General features: G+C 27.8%; 18 protein-coding genes. 8 read left to right on the top strand and 10 right to left on the bottom strand.

The window, feature by feature from the left end; translation table 11 throughout:
* Nucleotide 1: 1 nt before the first annotated feature.
* Together ACNI3D_RS05360 and ACNI3D_RS05355 are read left to right on the top strand one after the other, a co-directional pair.
* Nucleotides 2-652: an amino acid ABC transporter permease gene (locus ACNI3D_RS05360; protein ID WP_419768515.1), complete on the top strand. Its 651-nt coding sequence runs from the start codon at nucleotides 2-4 to the stop codon at nucleotides 650-652.
* Entirely contained in the window at nucleotides 639-1,367 is a 729-nt protein-coding gene (locus ACNI3D_RS05355) for an amino acid ABC transporter ATP-binding protein (RefSeq protein ID WP_419768514.1), read from the top strand. The genes ACNI3D_RS05360 and ACNI3D_RS05355 overlap by 14 nt, the downstream gene beginning before the upstream one ends.
* A gap of 34 nt (nucleotides 1,368-1,401) precedes the next feature.
* Here ACNI3D_RS05355 and ACNI3D_RS05350 read toward each other — a convergent pair whose 3' ends face one another.
* The 7 genes from ACNI3D_RS05350 to ACNI3D_RS05320 all read right to left on the bottom strand — a co-directional run bounded on the left by ACNI3D_RS05350 (nucleotide 1,402) and on the right by ACNI3D_RS05320 (nucleotide 10,216).
* Nucleotides 1,402-2,154 (bottom strand): urease accessory protein UreD, encoded by a 753-nt coding sequence (locus tag ACNI3D_RS05350; RefSeq protein WP_419768513.1) that lies wholly within the window; start codon nucleotides 2,152-2,154, stop codon nucleotides 1,402-1,404.
* 11 nt (nucleotides 2,155-2,165) lie between these two features.
* Complete coding sequence (gene urtE, locus ACNI3D_RS05345) at nucleotides 2,166-2,861, bottom strand: urea ABC transporter ATP-binding subunit UrtE (protein ID WP_375723187.1); 696 nt, start codon at nucleotides 2,859-2,861, stop codon at nucleotides 2,166-2,168.
* 120 nt (nucleotides 2,862-2,981) lie between these two features.
* The gene (gene urtD / locus ACNI3D_RS05340; RefSeq protein ID WP_129101788.1) at nucleotides 2,982-3,770 is read right to left on the bottom strand and encodes an urea ABC transporter ATP-binding protein UrtD; all 789 of its coding nucleotides are present in this window, start codon (nucleotides 3,768-3,770) and stop codon (nucleotides 2,982-2,984) included.
* A complete protein-coding gene (urtC, locus tag ACNI3D_RS05335) occupies nucleotides 3,770-4,882 on the bottom strand; it encodes an urea ABC transporter permease subunit UrtC (RefSeq protein ID WP_419768512.1) in 1,113 nt (370 codons plus the stop codon). Before urtC ends, urtD begins: the two co-directional genes overlap by 1 nt.
* 3 nt (nucleotides 4,883-4,885) lie before the next feature.
* Complete coding sequence (gene urtB, locus ACNI3D_RS05330) at nucleotides 4,886-6,481, bottom strand: urea ABC transporter permease subunit UrtB (protein WP_419768511.1); 1,596 nt, start codon at nucleotides 6,479-6,481, stop codon at nucleotides 4,886-4,888.
* 66 nt (nucleotides 6,482-6,547) lie between these two features.
* The gene (urtA, locus tag ACNI3D_RS05325) at nucleotides 6,548-7,825 is read right to left on the bottom strand and encodes an urea ABC transporter substrate-binding protein (protein ID WP_419768510.1); all 1,278 of its coding nucleotides are present in this window, start codon (nucleotides 7,823-7,825) and stop codon (nucleotides 6,548-6,550) included.
* 93 nt (nucleotides 7,826-7,918) lie between these two features.
* Complete coding sequence (locus ACNI3D_RS05320) at nucleotides 7,919-10,216, bottom strand: response regulator (protein ID WP_419768509.1); 2,298 nt, start codon at nucleotides 10,214-10,216, stop codon at nucleotides 7,919-7,921.
* A 72-nt stretch (nucleotides 10,217-10,288) separates the two neighbouring features.
* On the opposite strand from ACNI3D_RS05320, the gene ACNI3D_RS05315 reads away from it, so the two are divergent.
* Together ACNI3D_RS05315 and ACNI3D_RS05310 are read left to right on the top strand one after the other, a co-directional pair.
* Complete coding sequence (locus ACNI3D_RS05315; protein WP_419768508.1) at nucleotides 10,289-11,335, top strand: hybrid sensor histidine kinase/response regulator; 1,047 nt, start codon at nucleotides 10,289-10,291, stop codon at nucleotides 11,333-11,335.
* A gap of 1 nt (nucleotide 11,336) precedes the next feature.
* Nucleotides 11,337-12,005 (top strand): response regulator transcription factor, encoded by a 669-nt coding sequence (locus ACNI3D_RS05310; protein ID WP_375723181.1) that lies wholly within the window; start codon nucleotides 11,337-11,339, stop codon nucleotides 12,003-12,005.
* 21 nt (nucleotides 12,006-12,026) lie between these two features.
* On the opposite strand, the gene ppnP is transcribed toward ACNI3D_RS05310, so the two are convergent.
* Nucleotides 12,027-12,341, bottom strand: a complete 315-nt coding sequence (gene ppnP, locus ACNI3D_RS05305) for a pyrimidine/purine nucleoside phosphorylase (protein WP_129102103.1) — start codon at nucleotides 12,339-12,341, stop codon at nucleotides 12,027-12,029.
* 112 nt (nucleotides 12,342-12,453) lie between these two features.
* On the opposite strand from ppnP, the gene ACNI3D_RS05300 reads away from it, so the two are divergent.
* Nucleotides 12,454-12,711, top strand: a complete 258-nt coding sequence (locus ACNI3D_RS05300; protein WP_013134857.1) for a hypothetical protein — start codon at nucleotides 12,454-12,456, stop codon at nucleotides 12,709-12,711.
* The gene (gene recO, locus ACNI3D_RS05295; RefSeq protein ID WP_013134856.1) at nucleotides 12,712-13,329 is read left to right on the top strand and encodes a recombination protein RecO; all 618 of its coding nucleotides are present in this window, start codon (nucleotides 12,712-12,714) and stop codon (nucleotides 13,327-13,329) included. It abuts the gene before it with no gap.
* 13 nt (nucleotides 13,330-13,342) lie between these two features.
* On the opposite strand, the gene ACNI3D_RS05290 is transcribed toward recO, so the two are convergent.
* Together ACNI3D_RS05290 and ychF are read right to left on the bottom strand one after the other, a co-directional pair.
* Entirely contained in the window at nucleotides 13,343-15,901 is a 2,559-nt protein-coding gene (locus tag ACNI3D_RS05290; RefSeq protein WP_419768507.1) for a chemotaxis protein CheW, read from the bottom strand.
* A gap of 222 nt (nucleotides 15,902-16,123) precedes the next feature.
* Nucleotides 16,124-17,227 (bottom strand): redox-regulated ATPase YchF, encoded by a 1,104-nt coding sequence (ychF, locus tag ACNI3D_RS05285; RefSeq protein WP_419768506.1) that lies wholly within the window; start codon nucleotides 17,225-17,227, stop codon nucleotides 16,124-16,126.
* 267 nt (nucleotides 17,228-17,494) lie between these two features.
* Between ychF and ACNI3D_RS05280 the strand changes: the two genes are divergently transcribed.
* A complete protein-coding gene (locus ACNI3D_RS05280) occupies nucleotides 17,495-17,734 on the top strand; it encodes a helix-turn-helix domain-containing protein (RefSeq protein ID WP_419768505.1) in 240 nt (79 codons plus the stop codon).
* A complete protein-coding gene (locus ACNI3D_RS05275; protein WP_419768504.1) occupies nucleotides 17,727-18,869 on the top strand; it encodes a type II toxin-antitoxin system HipA family toxin in 1,143 nt (380 codons plus the stop codon). Before ACNI3D_RS05280 ends, ACNI3D_RS05275 begins: the two co-directional genes overlap by 8 nt.
* Nucleotides 18,870-19,193 lie beyond the last annotated feature (324 nt).

The raw sequence follows: 19,193 nt of genomic DNA, 5'->3' as shown, positions 1-19,193 counted from the left end.
TATGGCTGATATTTCAACATTAGATATTTTTCATAATCTATTATTAGCAACAAGATGGACACTATTATTGTCTTTAATTGCTTTTATTGGTGGAGGAATATTTGCAGGAATTTTAATATTACTAAGAATGGCTAATAATCGTTTTTTATCAATATTAATAAAAATATATATAGAGATTTTTCAAGGAACACCATTATTAATGCAGTTATATCTAGCATTTTTTGGATTGTCATTAATTGGTATTGATATAAATGAATGGACTGCTGCTAGTTTAGCTTTAACCTTATTTACTAGTGCTTTTTTATGTGAAATTTGGACTGGTTGTTTAAATTCAGTTCCAAAAGGACAATGGGAAGCTTGTAAAACTATGGGATTAAATTACTATCAATCAATGATTCATGTAATTATTCCACAAACAATAAGAGTAGCAACGGCTCCAACTATTGGTTTTTCAGTCCAAGTTGTAAAAGGAACTGCATTAGCTTCAATCATTGGATTTATTGAGCTTACAAAAGCTGGAACAATGTTAAACAACGCAACTTTTGAACCCTTTAAAGTTTTTACAATGGTTGCAATATTATATTTTGTAATTTGTTATCCCCTAACACGATATAGCAAATATTTAGAAAGGAAATTAAATGTCTCTAGTTAGTATTGACAATGTGCACAAGTATTATGGAGAAAAACATGTACTTAAAGGAATTGATCTTGAAATAAAAGCGGGAGAAGTTGTCTCTATAATTGGAAGATCTGGTTCAGGGAAAAGTACACTTCTTAGATGTATTAATGGGCTAGAAAATTATCAAAATGGTAATATTATTGTAGATAATTTAGAAGTTACAACAAATGACATACAACTAAGAAAACTAAGTAAAGTATGTGGTATGATTTTTCAAGGATTTAATTTATATCCCCATAAAACAACTGGACAAAATGTAATGCTCTCTCCGAAGTTAGTTTTAGGTAAAAAAGATAATGAGTGCAGAGAATTAGCAATAGAATGTCTAAAAAAAGTAGGTATGGATCAAATGTTTGACCAATATCCAAATAGTCTTTCAGGTGGTCAAAAACAGCGTGTTGCTATTGCTCGTTCACTTGCTATGTCTCCAAAGATATTATTATGTGATGAAATCACCTCAGCCCTTGACCCAGAACTTGTTGGTGAAGTTTTAAAAGTATTAGAAAAATTAGCAGAAGAAGGTATGACTTTAGTTCTTGTAACTCATGAGATGAATTTTGCTAGAGATATTGGTGATAGAGTTGTATTTATGCACAATGGAAAAGTTTGGGAAACAGGTCCAAGTGATGAAGTATTTGCAAATCCACAAACACCTGAATTACAAAATTTTCTTTCTTCAGTATTATAAATAACTTATTAAGCCATTCATAGGGCTTAATAAGTTATTGTTTCCCTAGTGAAAACTCTTTCTTAGCTAAATAATTTCTATAAATATTCCAAATAATTTTTTGTTCTTTTTTAATATCATTCATACTATTTGAACTGATTGTTCCTATAATTATCTCTTTTGATTTTGAATAAGTAAATGAATCAAAAGCTTTTTCTTTTAGAATATCCAAGAACTTATTATTATCTTTTGTTTTGATATATATCTTAATAAAAATATAGTTTTCACTATTTTTTCTAATTATATAATCTTTTAGTTCATCACCTATTACATCAAATTTTTCTATATATTCTAATTTTTTATTTGAATAAAAAGAATTTTTCATCAATACATTTGAAAAATCAAAATCCTCAAAACTTCTTCCCCTACTTAAAATATCTGAGTAAAAAAAAGTCGAGCTATCATCATATTTTAGATTAAAAAATTGAATATATTTAGAGTCTTTGTACAAAATAAGTTCATCATTTAGAAACTCTAGGTTTGAGTTGTTTTGAATCCTTATATCTATTTTGTTTATTCCATATTCCTTTTTTGATGGATAAATTTTTGTAGCTGATTCAGTTGTTAAAATCAAATTTGAATTATCAAGTTTAAGGGAAGTTCTAATCTTGTCTTTAGGAAAGATTCCTTCACCTATGTTTAGAAGTTTTATATAATTCTCTTTATCTTGAAAATAGTAGTGGCGAGAAGGAAGTTCTAATTTATCTAATGAAAATTTATCATCTTTAAAATTAAATTTTATGCTCATTTCTCTCCTAATTATACTGATAAATGTTGTTTTATTATATCATCGCTTAGCTGTGAGATTTCCCCCTTTGCAACTACACTTCCCCTATCAACTACATAAAAATCATCTCCATGTCGTCTTGCAAATGGAAGCTTTTGTTCCACAAGTAAAACTGTCATATCTTCTTCTTTTGTAAGATAATCAATCACTTCCCCAATTTGAGCTACAATATTTGGTTGTATCCCTTCACTTGGCTCATCAAGAATTAAAAACTTTGGATCAATACATAAGGCTCTGGCGATTGCAAGTTGTTGTTGCTGACCACCACTTAAATCACCACCTTTTCTTTTTTGCATATCTTTTAGTACTGGGAAAAGTTCATATATCTTTTCAGGCACTTTTGAGATTTTATTTCTATTTGCCAAAACTCCAATTTGTAAGTTTTCTAAAACACTTAGTTGTGAAAATATCTCTCTTCCTTGAGGAACATAACCTATTGCAATACTTGCCCGTTTGTGATCTGGTAGTTTTGAAATATCTTGTCCATCATAAATGATTTGCCCATCACGAATAGGAAGTAAACCCATAATAACTTTACTAAGTGTTGTTTTTCCAACACCATTTCTTCCCATAAGACAAGTACATCTTCCCTTTTTAATCTCTAAATTCAAATCCCAAAGGGTATGACTTTGACCATAAAATTGATTTATATTTTCTATTTTTAACATCTGTTTCCCTTCAATTAAAAAAAATTCAAAGTATGTTGCTAGTACAAGGCGGAAACTTGAAGGTTTACTATAAGTAAATCAAAAGTTTTCAACGCCGTAATAGTGGCATAATTTGAATTTTTATTCTCCTAAATATACTTTTCGCACTTTTTCATTGTTCTGTATCGCATCCATATTACCTTCTGCCAAAACAGAACCCTCATGTAGCACAGTTACTTTTGAAGCGATACTTCGTATAAACTCCATATCATGTTCAACCACAACTACAGCATTTTCTTTTGATAAACTTGTCAAAATCTCTGCTGTTTTGTCCACCTCTTGTGGTGTCATTCCTGCAACGGGTTCATCTACTAGAAGTAACTTTGGCTCTTGCATGATAAGCATACCTATTTCAAGCCACTGTTTTTGACCGTGAGATAAAATACCAGCATCCATATTGTAAAGCTCTTTTAGACCAATTAATTTCATAGTCTCTTCTATTTTGTCTTTTTGCTCACTTCCTAGTTTCGAAAAAAGTGTTTTAAAAAATCTTTTATCATCTTTCATTGCTAACTCTAAATTTTCGAAAACTGAATGATTTTGAAATACTGTTGGTTTTTGGAATTTTCTCCCAATACCTATTTCAGAAATTGTTGGTTCATCTAGTTCTAATAAATTTACGGCATTACCAAATACAACTTCTCCCTCATCAGGTCTAGTTTTTCCTGTAACTACATCCATCATAGTAGATTTTCCTGCACCATTTGCTCCAATGATACATCTAAGTTCCCCATAGTTTATGGAAAAACTTAAGTTATTTAAGGCTTTAAATCCATCAAAACTAACACTAACGCCATCAACTAATAATATTCTATCTCCAATTTTAAGATTACCAATATTTTGTTCATTTTCATGTCTTAATAGATTCATTATTTAGCCTTTCCAAGTTTTCCATTGATTTTACTTATAAGTCCAACTACACCTTGTGGAAGATATAAAGTTACAAGTACAAACAATCCACCTAAAGCATATAACCAAACTTCTGGAAGTGCAGAGGTAAAATATGTACTTGCAAAATTTACAATAATCGCTCCAATGATTGCTCCATATAAAGTTCCTCTTCCACCTATTGCTACCCAAATAACAAGTTCAATAGAAAAGAGTGGTGAGAAAACTCCTGGATTTATAATTCCCACTTGTGGAACATAAAGTGCTCCTGCGATTCCTGCAAGTATTGCTGAAACTACAAATATAAATACTTTGTATTGTTCAACTTTATATCCAATAAATCTAACCCTACTCTCTTCATCTCTAATAGATATAATTACACGACCTAATCTTGAGTTGATAATAAATCTACAAATCAAATATCCCAAAGTCAAAGCTAAAAAAGTAATTATAAGAAGTCCTACTCTTGTAGTATCAGCTTGTAAATCAAATCCTAAAATATCTTTAAAATCTGTCAAACCATTATTTCCACCAAAGCCCATGTCATTTCTGAAAAATGCTAACATAAGTGCGTAAGTCATAGCTTGAGTTATGATTGAAAGATAAACTCCTGTAACTCTTGATTTGAAAGCAAACCACCCAAAAACAAAAGCTAAGATTGCAGGTACGAGCATAATCATTATAAAAGTAAACAAAGGATTATCAAATCCATACCAAAACCATGGTAACTCTTTTAAGTTCATAAATACCATAAAATCTGGTAAATCAGGATTCCCATAAACTCCTCTATCGCCTATTTGACGCATAAGATACATGGCAAGTCCATATCCACCAAGGGCAAAAAATGCTCCATGACCAAGGCTTAAAACCCCTAAATATCCCCACACTAAATCTAATGCAAGTGCTAAAAGAGCAAATGCTAAATATTTACCTAAAATCGTAACTGTAAAAGTTGAGATATAAAATACTGAACTACTTGGTACAAATAAATTACAAAATGATACTACAAATACTACAACTGCAAGAGTTGATAAAACTATCTTCCCACCTTTGTCATTTTCCAAAATTTTTAATATAAAAGATTTATTCTTCATTTTCTAATCCTGTGCATCTCGACCTTTTTGAGGAAATAATCCTCTAGGTCTTTTTTGTATAAATAAAATAATAAATACTAAGATAATAACTTTTGCTAACACTGCTCCTGAAATTGGCTCAATAAATTTGTTAATCTCACCTAAAGTAAGGGCTGCTATTAAAGTTCCCCATAGATTTCCAACTCCACCAAATACAACAACCATAAAACTATCTACTATATAAGCTTGTCCTAGATTTGGTCCCACATTTGTAAGTTGAGATAGAGCAACCCCTGCAACTCCTGCTATTCCTGAACCTATTCCAAAAGTAGCGGCATCTATAAAACTTGATTTTATCCCCATAGCTCTTGCTATTGGTCTATTTTGTGAAACAGCTCTTACTTTTAATCCTAAAGAAGTCTTTTTCATAACATACAAAATTGCTAAAAATACCATTACAGAAAATATCACGATATATAATCTATTGTATGTAAGAAACAGTGAACTATTTACTTCCAAAGCACCACTCATCCATGAAGGAGTTTTTACTTCTTGGTTAAGGGGTGAATATATTGTTCGAACTAACTGTTGCAAAATCAAACTTACCCCAAAAGTTGCAAGTAGTGTTTCAAGCGGTCTTCCATACAGATGTCTTATCACTAATCTTTCTATTATGATTCCAACAATTCCACTCACTATAAAAGCAGCAGGAATTGCGATAATCACAGAGTATTCAATAAGATTTGGGAAAAGTTGTTGAATCGTATATGTGGTATAAGCACCTATCATAATAAGTTCACCATGCGCCATATTGATTACTTTCATAACACCAAAGGTAATTGCTAAGCCAATAGCTGCTAAAAGTAAAACAGAACCCATACTAAGTCCAAAAAATGCAGTTTCGATAAATGAATAAATACTCTTTTTTATCTCAACTATATCAAGTGAACTTTCAGCTATTGCTTTTAGTTTTTCATCTTTAGTATTTTTAAGTACATCTTTTAGTGTTGCAAGAGTTTTAGATGAAATAAAACCTCCAAGTTTATCCACTGCTTTATATTTCTCTTCAGCCGTTCCATATAAAGCAATTAAAATAGTATTTGCTTCATCTAAAACATCTCTAATATTTGAAGACTTTTCGCTTTGTAAAGCCTCAATGATAATCTCCTTATCATCAGGTTTTAAATTTTTCAATAAGTTCTTAACAGAATTTAACCTTTTATCTTCATCAGTAGAAAAAAGATTTATTTTTGCCAAAGATGCTTTTATAATATTTCTTAATTTATTATTGATTTTAACTTTTTTAAAATCATATTTTGAAGCTTCACCTAACTTCTCGCCAGAAAAAACATCAACTGTAAGATAGTTATTCTCTTTTTTCTTTTTTAAAAATACAATTTGGTTATCACTTTTTGTATAATATAAATCTCCTGCTAAAAGTTTTTGTAATAAGTACTCAAACTTTTTTTCACTTTTATACTTTTTAGTTAAATCTAATATAACTATTTCTTTTTTAGAATAACTATTTGTCAAAAGTTCTTGTGAATCACTTTGAAGATCTGAAGCAATTAGTGAAGATAAAATTAATAAATTAAGCAATATTATTTTTAAAATTTTCATGATTACCTTTCATTTATTATGTAGAGCAAAAAAATATGAGAGTTGAACTCTCATATTTTAATTTTGTTAGTTAGCACCCATACACTTTTTAGTTTTAGTGTTGTAGTTTCCACAATTGATTGGTTTAGTCCAATCTGAGATTAAGTCTTTACTTCCTGGTAAGTAGTTTGACCAAGCATCACCTGGAACTTCTTTTTCAGTTTGCCATACAGTTTCAAATTGGCCATCTTCTTGAATCTCACCGATTAAAACAGGTTTTGTAATATGGTGATTTTTAAGCATAGTTGCAGTTCCACCAGTAAGATTTGGAACAGATAATCCAACGATTGCCTCTCTTACTTTATCAACATTTGTAGTTCCAGCTTTTTCAACAGCTTTTACCCATAAGTTAAATCCAATATATGTAGCTTCCATTGGGTCATTTGTAACTCTTTTGTCATCTTTGATATATTTATGCCAAGTTGAAATAAATTTGTCATTTTCTGGAGTAGAAACACTTTCAAAATAATTCCATGCAGCTAAATGACCAACTAAAGGTTTAGTATCAAGTCCTGATAGCTCTTCTTCTCCAACAGAGAATGCAATAACTGGAATAGATGAAGATGTAATACCTTGGTTACCTAATTCTTTATAAAAAGGAACATTTGCATCACCATTAATTGTAGATACAACAGCAGTTTTTTTACCAGCGCTTCCGAATTTTTTGATTTCACTTACAATACTTTGCCAATCAGAGTGTCCAAATGGAGTATAGTTAATCATAATATCAGATGATTTAACACCTTTTGATTTTAAGTATGCTTCTAAGATTTTATTTGTAGTTCTTGGATATACATAATCAGTACCAGCTAAAACCCATCTTTTAACACCCATATCGTTCATAAGATAATCAACTGCAGGAATTGCTTGTTGGTTAGGCGCAGCACCTGTGTAAAATACATTTTTACTAGACTCTTCACCCTCATACTGAACAGGATAAAAAAGTAAACCATTTAACTCTTCAACAACTGGAAGAACAGATTTTCTAGAAACTGATGTCCAACAACCAAATGTAACATCAACTTTATCTTTAGTTAAAAGTCCTCTCATCTTTTCAGCAAACAGTGGCCAGTTTGATGCAGGGTCAACAACAACCGGTACTATTTTTTTACCTAACAAACCACCTTTTTTGTTTTGCTCATCAATAAGCATTAAAACTGTATCTTTTAAAGTTGTCTCACTAATTGCCATTGTTCCAGATAGTGAGTGTAAAACTCCAACTTTGATTACATCAGCTGCTTGAGCCATCATACTCATAGTTACAATTGCTGATGCAGCTAAAACTTTTGTGAATCTACTTTTCATTTATTCTCCTTTAGATTTAGTCTCTTTGACTACTAAGGGAAGTATAAAATAGAAGTGTTGTTTAAGTGTTGTTTTTTTGTAAAGTTAAAAAGTTTACTGTATATTTTTTATACAGATTTCACTTATCTCTTTATATTTGAAGTTTTCCACAAGTTCTTTTAAATATAGTTTTAAATCATTTTCAATATCACTATTTTCTAAAAACTGCTCAATACTAGAAGAGTCCATTAACAAAGCGAATTCATTTAGTTTTATAAAAAACTCTTTATCAAGTTTTGATATTCTTTCAAAAATATCAGCTTTTTCTTCATTATTTTCTAAATATTTTAATTTCAAATTAAAATACTTTGCCAAAATAATTAATAACTCTTTTTCTTCAACTGGTTTTGCTAAAAATCCATCTGCTCCACTTTGTATTGCTATTTCTTTATCTTCATTAAATACATTTGCAGATACTGCAACTATTGGTATATTTTTGTCTTTTTCATCTTTTCTTATAAGCTTTATAGTTTCTAAGCCATCTAAGCCACTCATTTTTATATCCATAAAAATAAGATTAAACTCTTGCTTTTCAAAAAGTTCAATGGCCTCATATCCACTACTTGCTTGAAATACTTCAAAGCCATGGGAAGTTAATATTTGTGTTAATAGATTTCTATTTACTTCAATATCATCAACTACAAGAATAGTTTTTTTATTTTTATTCTTTTCTATTCCTATAATATCTTTTAATTTTAACTGAGCATCAATATCACTACTATTTGCATTTTTATAATCAACACTAAAATAAAACTCTGTTCCAAGATTAACTTTACTTTTTGCATAAATAGAACCATTCATTAAAGATACTAACTCTTTTGTAATAGATAGTCCCAATCCTGTTCCATTTTTATTATAATCTTCATGTTTAATTTGCTCAAAGGGTTTAAATATTCTTTTTAAATCTTTATTATCAATACCTATTCCACTATCTTTTATTTCAAAAAATAGTTTTTGGCTCTTTTCATATAAATATAGTGATATTTCACCTTCATTTGTAAATTTCAAACTATTACTTAAGAGATTTATAAGTATTTGCCGAAGTCTTAAATCATCCATTTTTACAACTTCAGGTAGATTATCATCTAAAACAATTTTAAACTCCAAGCCCTTTTCTTTACATCTAAAGGCAAAAATTGAATTGATATCTTCTATTAACTCTTTTAGATTAAAAACTTTTGGAATAATTTCTATTTTTCCAGCTTCGATTTTTGATAATTCTAAAATTTCATTTATGATATTTAAAAGATGTTCTCCACTTCTTTTGATTATATTTAAATTGTTTTTTTCTTCTTGTGTAGCATTCATAGATTTTTTTAAAATATTTGAAAATCCAAGTATAGCATTTAGGGGAGTTCGAAGTTCATGACTCATTCTTGCTAGAAATATAGATTTTGCTTTATTTGCACTTTTTGCTTCTTCCATGGCAAGTTTGATTTGGTGTTCACTCTCTATTAGTTTTTTAGTATTTTCTTTGAAAATAGAAACAGAACCTATCATGTCGCCCACTTCATCATCATACTTGTTCTTATCCAACTCCACACTCATATCATTTGATGAAAGTTTTAACATGGCAACTCTTAATAAATCTATTGGGTAAATGATTCTAAATAAAATTATAAAAAATGACATCAAGAAAAAAATAACTGAAAAAAGAACTATCACATTTACATAAAACTCTTGTTGTTTTACGGTCTTTCTCTCATCATTTACTCTTTCTTGGGTTCTTTTTTCAAAGGCTTTATAGAAGTTATCCAAAGGTTGCATAATTCTTATTTTTGCTTTGTGATACTCATCTGAGTGCATAAGTTCCCTTGCTAGTTTAAAATCAGGTTTTCCTTTTATAGTAAAATTTCCATTTTCATCTTCAAAGATTCCTTTAACTGCATTCATGGCTTTGTGTTCAAGGTTTGTTAAATCATCCGATTCATTTTGTGAAGCAAAAAGTAAATTTAACTCTTCATCTGGGAAGTTTGCCCTTTTCATAAGATCTCTTAAAGGAACTTTTTCACCATCTAAAATAGGCTTTGTACCATCTAAAGTATAAAAATCCCAAAATATTCCATTATATCTTTTGGGTCTATTCTTTTTCCCATTCCTTATATCCAATACTGTTTTATATTGTTCTTCAAATAATGGATTTCCAGTAATCACATAAGTTCTTGCCATCCTTGTCAGGTCATCACTACTTTGTCTTAGCTCATGGGCAAGGATAAGTGATTTGTATTGTAGTTGATAGGCATTTTCTAGTTTTACTGTAGAGTTTTGGTATTTATTTATGACAACTGCAACACTAATAAAAGAAATAGTATTTAATATAAAAAGTAACATAAAGAGTTTTTTTAGATTCAAGGAGGTGCCTCATTTTGATTTTATATCTTTTACTCTATAATCTTATCAACAAAGCAATATAAAATGAGATAAATGATGCATAAAAAATATACAATATTAATCATAGATGATAAAAATGAAAATCTTCATTATCTAAATAGCATACTAAAAGTTTATGATTATAATATTAGAGCCACTACTGATCCTAGTTTTGCTTTAACTTCGTCAGAAAATTATCCTCCTGATTTAATCTTACTTGATATTAAAATGCCAAATATTGATGGCTTTGAAGTTTGTAAATTATTTAAAGAAAATGATAAATTAAAAGATATCCCTATTATTTTCATAAGTGCCATTGATGATATAGAGATAAAAGTAAAAGCCTTCGAACAAGGTGGAGTTGATTATATTACTAAGCCTTTTGAAAAAGAAGAGGTATTAGCTAGAATAAAAACTCAACTTAAAATTTTTGAAAATAACCAAACTATTTTAAGCCTTCTTCAACAACAAGATTTTTTCTTAAAAAAAATAATCCATGAAATGAATACTCCACTTAGTATTATTTCACTAAATGTGGATAATTTAGAGCGACAATTAGGACCAAAAGAACAATTTGAAGCCATAAAAGCCTCTTCAAAATCTCTCTCTTCTATTTATAATGACCTTTACTATTTAACAAAAAAACAAACTATGCAAAAACAAATAAAAGTGATAAATCTTGTAAACTTTTTATCTTCAAGAATAATCTTTTTTGATGAAATTGCAAAAACAAAAAATATCATTTTGGACTTAGAGATAAGCGATGAATTTGAAGTTTTAATGGATGAATATGAGTTTGAGAGAATAATTGATAATACACTTTCAAATGCTATAAAATATTCTTACGAAAATACAACTGTAGTAATTGCTCTTAAAAACTATCAAGTAGAAGTAATAAATGAAGGAATAAAAATACAAGATACCTCTTTGGTTTTTGAAAAATATTATCAAGAAAAAGTAAAAAATATAGGTCTTGGACTAGGACTAAATATCGTAAAGTCAATTTGTGAGAATTATGATATAAACATAGAAATACTTTCAAATGAATTTACAACATTTAGATATATATTTCCAAAAAACCTTATAAATAAAGGCTCTTAAAATGAAAATATTTTTACTAGAAGATGACTATTCACTTAATAAAATCATAAAACTCTCACTAGAAAATAGAGGTTTTTTTGTGGAAAACTGTACAGATGGATATGAAGCAGCTAGTAAAATCATAAATAATAAATATGATTTGTATATTTTAGATTTGAATGTTCCAGGATTTAACGGACATGAAATATTAAAAACAATAAGAAAAGATAATCCAAACAGTCCTGTTATCATGATAAGTGCTGAAATAGATATAGAGAATATCAAAAATTCTTTTGATTATGGTTGTAATGATTATATTAAAAAACCCTTTGATTTTGAAGAACTTTTTTTAAGAATAAAATACCATTTAAAACACATATCTCAAAGTAATGATCTGAATTTAAATATTGATTTGGGCTATGAGTATAATTACGATTTGATAAACCAAACTTTATATAAACATGGACATGAAATAGAACTAACAATAAAAGAAAAACTACTCTTATCACTCTTAGTTAAAAACATAAATAAAACAGTCACTATTGATATGATTCATGAATATGTTTGGGATAGTAAAGAGATGGAATCAGTAAGCATGAGAACTATCGTTCATAAATTAAGAAGTAAACTAAAAAATGGAATGGTTTTAAATCTAAGAGGTGTAGGATATAAGCTTTTACAAATAAGCTAAGATAGGAAAAATCTTTCTATCTTAGTGTATTTTAAATGAACAACAATAATCAACTAGTGAAATAACTTTTAATTTAAATTTAGAGTTAGCAGGTACTTTAAAACTTTGTGGTGCAACAATCTTTTTCCAATCTTGTGCAGGTAATAATACTTCTAATTCACCAGATTCTACATCAATTAGTTCTTCATGAATAGTTGTAAAATCATACTCTCCAGGTAACATAACCCCTAAAGTCTTTTTTGAACCATCTTCAAACTCTATTGCTCTACTTGTAACATGACCTTCATATAAAATATTTGCTTTTTTAGCTATTTTTACATTTTCAAACACAGACATCTACATTTTCCTTTTTATAATATGTCAAGAATAATACCATAAGTATAATTATGAAGCAAACAAGTAGTAATCTTTTGTTATAATTTTTTTTCAAATTTAAAAGGAAAATAATATGACTATACAAGAAAAACTTTTAAATCTAGTACACAACGAAGTTATACCTGATGTTGAAGACTATTTAGATGAGTTATTTGAATTAGTTGCATCAAAAAAAAGTGATGATAAAACTAAAGAAGAAATAAAATATATGCAAGAGATGAGAAAAGAGTTTCAAGATTTGATTGATGACTTAGAAGCTGGTGAGATTGATGATGAAGAAGCTCAAGAAATCATTGATGAAATAATTGATATGAAGAGTCTTGAAGAATAGATGCAAGGTTATATAATCGATATAAAATCTGTAAGAGATGATGACTTAATAGTTACTATTCTTACAGATGATAGTATTTATACTACATATAGATTTTATGGAGGAAGACACTCTACAGTTAATGTTGGATATAAGATTGATTTTGAATTAGAATCAAATCTAAAAAGCACAATGCCTAGACTAAAAGATGTACTTCAAATAAGTTTTAATTGGATTTTTGTAAAAGAGAAGCTTTATTGTTGGCAAAGATTTTTAAAACTTTTTTATCCCCATTTAAAAGATGTGGAAGATATAGATGATTTTTATTTTAACCTATTAGAAGAACTGGCTCACAAACTTATAAAACAAGATGCCAAACGAGCTATTTGTGAAACTTATATAAAACTACTAGAACATGAAGGAAGACTTCATAGCGAATATATTTGTTTGCTTTGTGAACAAAAAATAGAAAATGAAATTTCACTTGTACGAAGTTTTCATCCAGTACATCCAAATTGTACTTATTCAAAAAAGTTTGAATTTTACAAAATAGATGAACTTTTTAAAGAAAAATCACTGATTTTCTTAGATGATGAAGAAGTTGAATATATTTGGCAGATTTTACTTCAAGGGATATAAGTCTTTACTTTTGTTATTCTACTAAATTATTTTTTAACATCTCAATATCAAGTATTGATAATAACTTATCTTCTTTTGAACCCTCAGAAGGAACTACAACAGAGTTTATTAATGTACAATTCCCTAACAAATAATTATCAATCTTCTTGATTCTAACTTTTGGAATCTCAGGAATATCTCCTAGTTCATTTACTAATATACCTATGTAATTCTCACTATCTTTGTCAAAATGTTTTATAATAACAACTTCTTTATATTCTTCTTCAATTTTTTCATCTAAAAAATTCTTAATATCTATCACCCCAACAGCACTATTATTATAAAGGATAGTTCCTTTAAAATAGTGGTCATTGTTCATTGTAGGAGATAGGTCTAGTTTTGAGGTACTCACAACTTCAATTAAATTTTCTATTTCAATACCTAACCACTTTCCACCTATGAAAAAAGTCCCTATTTCCTGTGTATCTTCTGATTTATTTCCACTAATTTCTTTAAATATTTCTTTACTATGAGAAATTTTCAAGTCTGCAGAACTTATATAAGAAAAAAATATTGCAAAAATGTCATTTGAATAATTATCAGCAACTTTATATTCTCTGTATCCTTGCGAGCATTTTATTCCAATAGCATAGTAGTTACCATTGTAAACTATTATTTCACTATGAGATTCACCATTTACCATATTAAAAAGTTTTAAATCAATATCTAAAGTTGTTCCAACTTTTAAGTCATCACTTGTAGAAGAGATTATTAATCCTTTTTTATCAATAAATACACCAAATCTTTTTTCTTCATCTGATGATTTAAAATTTGGAATTGATTCTTCAAGTATTGCTTTTAATTCAACTTTTGAATCAAAAACTACACCAATCCCACCTACTACATTGTCATTTGATTTAATAGAAGAGTAATAAATGTAAGTGTAATCATCATTATAGAATTTTGTTCTTTTAAAATTTGATACAAAATAATCATTATTGTCTGTTACTTTCATTGTTTTTTCAAGGGTGTTATCATTTAATTGCATTCCTACTAAATGTTTTTCTTTTTCATTAGAAACAGCAAGAATAATTCCATTTTTGTCATAAATAAATAAATTTGTATAAACCGTATAAAGATTATTGATATATTTTAAAATCTCTGTCAATTTACTATTATTAGTTTTATCTACAGAACTAGAGGTTAAGACATCTTTAAAATCTTGAGTTAAAGCCCACCATCTACAATCATTTGCTCTTTCATATAGATTTCTATCCATAATATCTACCATCAAAGAAGCGACATAAGTTGCATTATTTAGTATAATTGTTTTAGTTAGATTAGCAATAGATAAATCAAATATTTTTTTAGTTTTCTCTCCAGTTAGACTTATCTCATTTAAAAGTGCCCTAGAAAAGCTTTTTGTTAATTCACTTTTATCTTGATTACCTCGGTTGAGATTTCCATTCCAAACTAATCTATTTAAATTCTCTTGAATATTATTTGCTTCAAGAGGGATTTTTTTTAGTTCATCACTAAACCTCTCCCCTCCTTGTAAGATTGCTAATAAAATATCTTGATCAATATTTAAATTATCATCTTCTTCAACAAAAGCATAATCTATTGGAACTAAAATATGTCCATACCATTCTTGCCCAAAATAACCTTGATAACCATTTGTTTTACATGTTTTAGATAAATAATCTCTACCTCCATGAGAAATAAAAGAGAATTTACTATTTGGATTAAATTCTAAAATTGTTCCTAAATTCACATGATACTTATCACTAGTAGCAATTACTACTCCATCTTTATCTAAAATTGTTAAACACTCCTTATTTTTTGTCTCTTTTAGATTATTAAAAATACCTTTCATCTCATCTTGAAACTTAAAACATAAGCATAAAATTCCAATTGATTCTGAATTTGGATCATTAGTTTTTGTAACTTTAGAGGCATAAACTAAACTTTTCTTTTTACTTGGAATGAAATCATGAAATTTAAAAGATTCAACATAATCATTACTACTTAAAGATAAATCAATAATCTCATCTTCAGATTTATTTATTTTCTCACTTTTATCTAATTGGACTAGGATATTACCTTTTGTGTCCATTAGGACAATGTTATAATATACACTATATTTTTGCGTATATTCTAAAAATCTATTTCTTAATATTTTTACATTATCAGCAAATTCATTTTCATATTTATTTTTATTATTTTCTAAAAATTCTCTTATATCCTTATCTGTAGCTAAAAATCCAATATCAGCAGTTCTTTCATAAAGATTTCGAATAAGAATATCAATAGAGATTTGTGATTTAAATTTCATTTGTCTTATTGTTTTTTCTAGAAGTTCATTTGATAGATGATTTAGCAGTTTTGAAGTCAATTTTGAAAAGTTATTTTTTGTTTCATTTATATTTGCACTATTATTTCCAAAGTTACTTAGTAAAGATAGATTATCCCAACTTTTTGATAATGATACTAATTCTTCTCTATACTCTTCCACTAAAAACATATGTTTAAAATATTGTAGTAGTTCCCGTTTTAGCTCGATTCCTTTATAATTAATAAGTTGATTATTCATTCTAGTTCCTTAAAATATATAAAATAATTATACATTTTTAAGGTATAGTAGAGTTTACATTTTTGTATATAAAGTATACAAAATTAAAGTTTTAAAATTATTATTAAATTTGTTCTATTGAATTTTAGACTTTTAGATTTTTGTTAAATATAGTTAGTAAATGTAAAGAAGTTTTCTTCTTTACATTTTAATAATTGAAGTTAGTTTATAATGATAAATCTATTAGACATTAAACCTAAAATGCATAACATCACCATCTTGCACAATATAATCTTTACCTTCAAGTTTTAATTTTCCTGCTTCTTTACACTTAGCTTCTCCACCTAAAGATACAAAATCTTCATAGGCAATAACTTCTGCTTTTATAAAACCTTTTTCAAAGTCATTATGAATCACAGCTGCTGCTTGTGGTGCTTTTGTATTTTTCTTAATAGTCCAAGCTCTAACTTCTATTTTACCAGCTGTAAAATATGATTGAAGTCCAAGTTTATCAAATGCTTTATGAATAATTTGTTCTAATCCAGACTCTTCAACACCTAAATCTGTTAAAAATTCTTGTGCCTCTTCATCTTCTAAACCTACAAGTTCTTCTTCTATTTTTGCACAAAGCATAATAACATCAGCATTTACTTTATTTGCATGTTCTTTTAAAACATCAACAAATTTATTTCCACCATCTGCTAGTGAATCTTCATCAACATTTGCTCCATAAATCACATCTTTGTTAGATAAAAATCTAAGTTCTTTATCTAAAGCAATAAAAACATCATCTTCTAATTTTTCGAAAGTTTTTACAGGATTTAACTCTTCTAAATGTTTAAATAACTCTTCTGCAATTATTAAAGAAGAAGCCGCTTCTTTTGAAGTTTTTGCTTGTTTTTTAAGTCTATCTATTTTTTTCTCTAACTGTGAAATATCTGCATAAATAAGTTCAGTTTCGATTATCTCAATATCTCTTAAAGGATTTACATCACCTTCCACATGAGTAATATTTCCATCTTCAAAACATCTTACCATATGTAAAATCATTTCAACTTCTCTAATGTTTGATAAGAATTGATTTCCTAATCCCTCACCTTTAGAAGCTCCTCTTACAAGTCCTGCAATATCAACAAAATCAATAGTTGAGTATTGAATCTTGTCTGGAATAACTATTTTTGCTAACGCATCTAATCTTTTATCAGGTACTGGAACAATTGCTTTATTTGGCTCAATAGTACAAAATGGATAATTTTGTGCCTCTGCATTTTGTGCTTTTGTCAAAGCATTAAAAGTCGTCGATTTACCTACATTTGGAAGTCCTACTATTCCTACACCTAATCCCATCGTTTACCTTTTATGTTAAATATTTATTTTTTATTTTAATCGCATTATAAACGATAATGGCAAAGAAATAGATAAAATTTAAATTATTCTACATACAGATGATATAATGGGTACTATACTTATTTATAAATAAAGAGATTGTTTTCCACTACATTTGATTATTAATGTACTCTAATATAATTAAAAGATCAATAATGTATAAAATATTTGACAAAATTAACTTTTATTACTATAATGAATAATATTTTATACATAAAAGGTATTTATATGAATTTTGTTGAACTTGGTAAAGAGTTAGCACTTTTAAGAAAAAGTAGAGGTATTTCTCAGAAAACTATCTCTAATGATTTAAATATTTCAAGAGCAACTATTAGCAATTTTGAAAATGGAACCAGTAGTGACATTGGCCTTAAAAAAGTTTTGCAATTGACTGACTATCTAGGACAAGAGTTAGTTATAAAAGAAAAATCACTATTCCCTGTATTTGAGGATATTGTAAATGGATAAATTAAATGTAAAAGTAAATTCAAATTCTAGTGGTAACTTAATAAAAGAAGATAATGAATTTATATTCTCATATGATTGTGAAGAAAAAAACAATTTTATCTCTTTACTTATGCCTGTAAGAAGTAAGCCATTTATCCATAATAAACTTCACCCTATTTTTGAAATGCATTTGCCAGAAGGCTACCTATTATCAATTATTAAAAAACATTTCTCAAAACTCACAAAAACCGATGATTTTGGCTTATTAAAAGTTATGTCAAACTCAATAAAAGGTAGGCTTTCTTATGAATCAAATTTTATTAAAGCTGATGATAGTTTAAGTCTTGATGATTTATTACATACAAAAAAAGATAATCTTTTTGATGAACTAGTAACTAAATTTGCACTAAACTCAGCACTAAGTGGAGTTCAGCCAAAAGTTTTAGCCCTAATTAAAAATAAAGCAACTTTAAAAGTTGATGATTACATTGTCAAATCTTGGGGTGTAGATTATAAAGAACTTGCTTTAAATGAGTACTACTGCATGGAAATAGTTAGAAGATCAAACATTGAAGTTCCAGAGTTTTATATATCTGATGATGAAAAGCTTTTTATAATGAAACGATTTGATAAAGTTGATGATAAATATATTGGCTTCGAAGACATGTGCGTTTTAATGGGTAAACAAAGAGATGATAAATATGAAGGATCTCATGAACAAATAGTAAAAACAATTAAAACTTTTGTTTCACCGCAGCACAAAAAATCTTCACTTATTCAATTTTTTAAAATGACTTATTTAAATTTTTTATTAAAAAATGGTGATGCTCATCTCAAAAACTTTGGGCTTATTTACACAGGAATAGATGACATAAAATTAGCACCAGCATATGATGTAGTATCAACTACAGTATATATTAAAAATGATATTCCAGCATTATTACTTCTTGGCAGTAAAAAATGGTGGGACAACAAGTATATAGAAAGATTTGGTATACAAACATGTGATCTAACAAAAAAAGAAATTAATGAAGCAATAAGTGAATGTGACAATGCAATAAAAATTGTAAAAGATCAACTATCAATTAGATTAGAAACTGAATCAAATGAAGATAAAAAAGAGCTATTAAAAAAACTAATAGATTGTTTTATATAAGTAAAATATATCATTTATAAGACCGTTCATAGTTTTATGTCTATAACTGATAGTTAATGAAATTATATAATAGTTCAATAAATTAATTTTGAACTTAAAGAAAGTTCCAAAACTTACAAGTTGTTGAACTTGTTTTTATAACTCATCTTTGTAGCAATTTTCTGTCCACATTACTCCTCATAATATATTTAACATTTTGCAGGTTTATTACGATATCACTTTAATATACATACATTATGTACTATTATCGTCTAAATATCCACATTAAACATACATAAAAAGCATATCATAAACTTAAAATTTATTTAATAAACATCTCAATTT

The sequence above is a fragment of the Arcobacter siniprincipis (SeqCode) genome (assembly GCF_048571125.1).
Taxonomy (GTDB): domain Bacteria; phylum Campylobacterota; class Campylobacteria; order Campylobacterales; family Arcobacteraceae; genus Arcobacter; species Arcobacter siniprincipis.
This window is presented reverse-complemented; position numbering and strand designations above follow the sequence as displayed.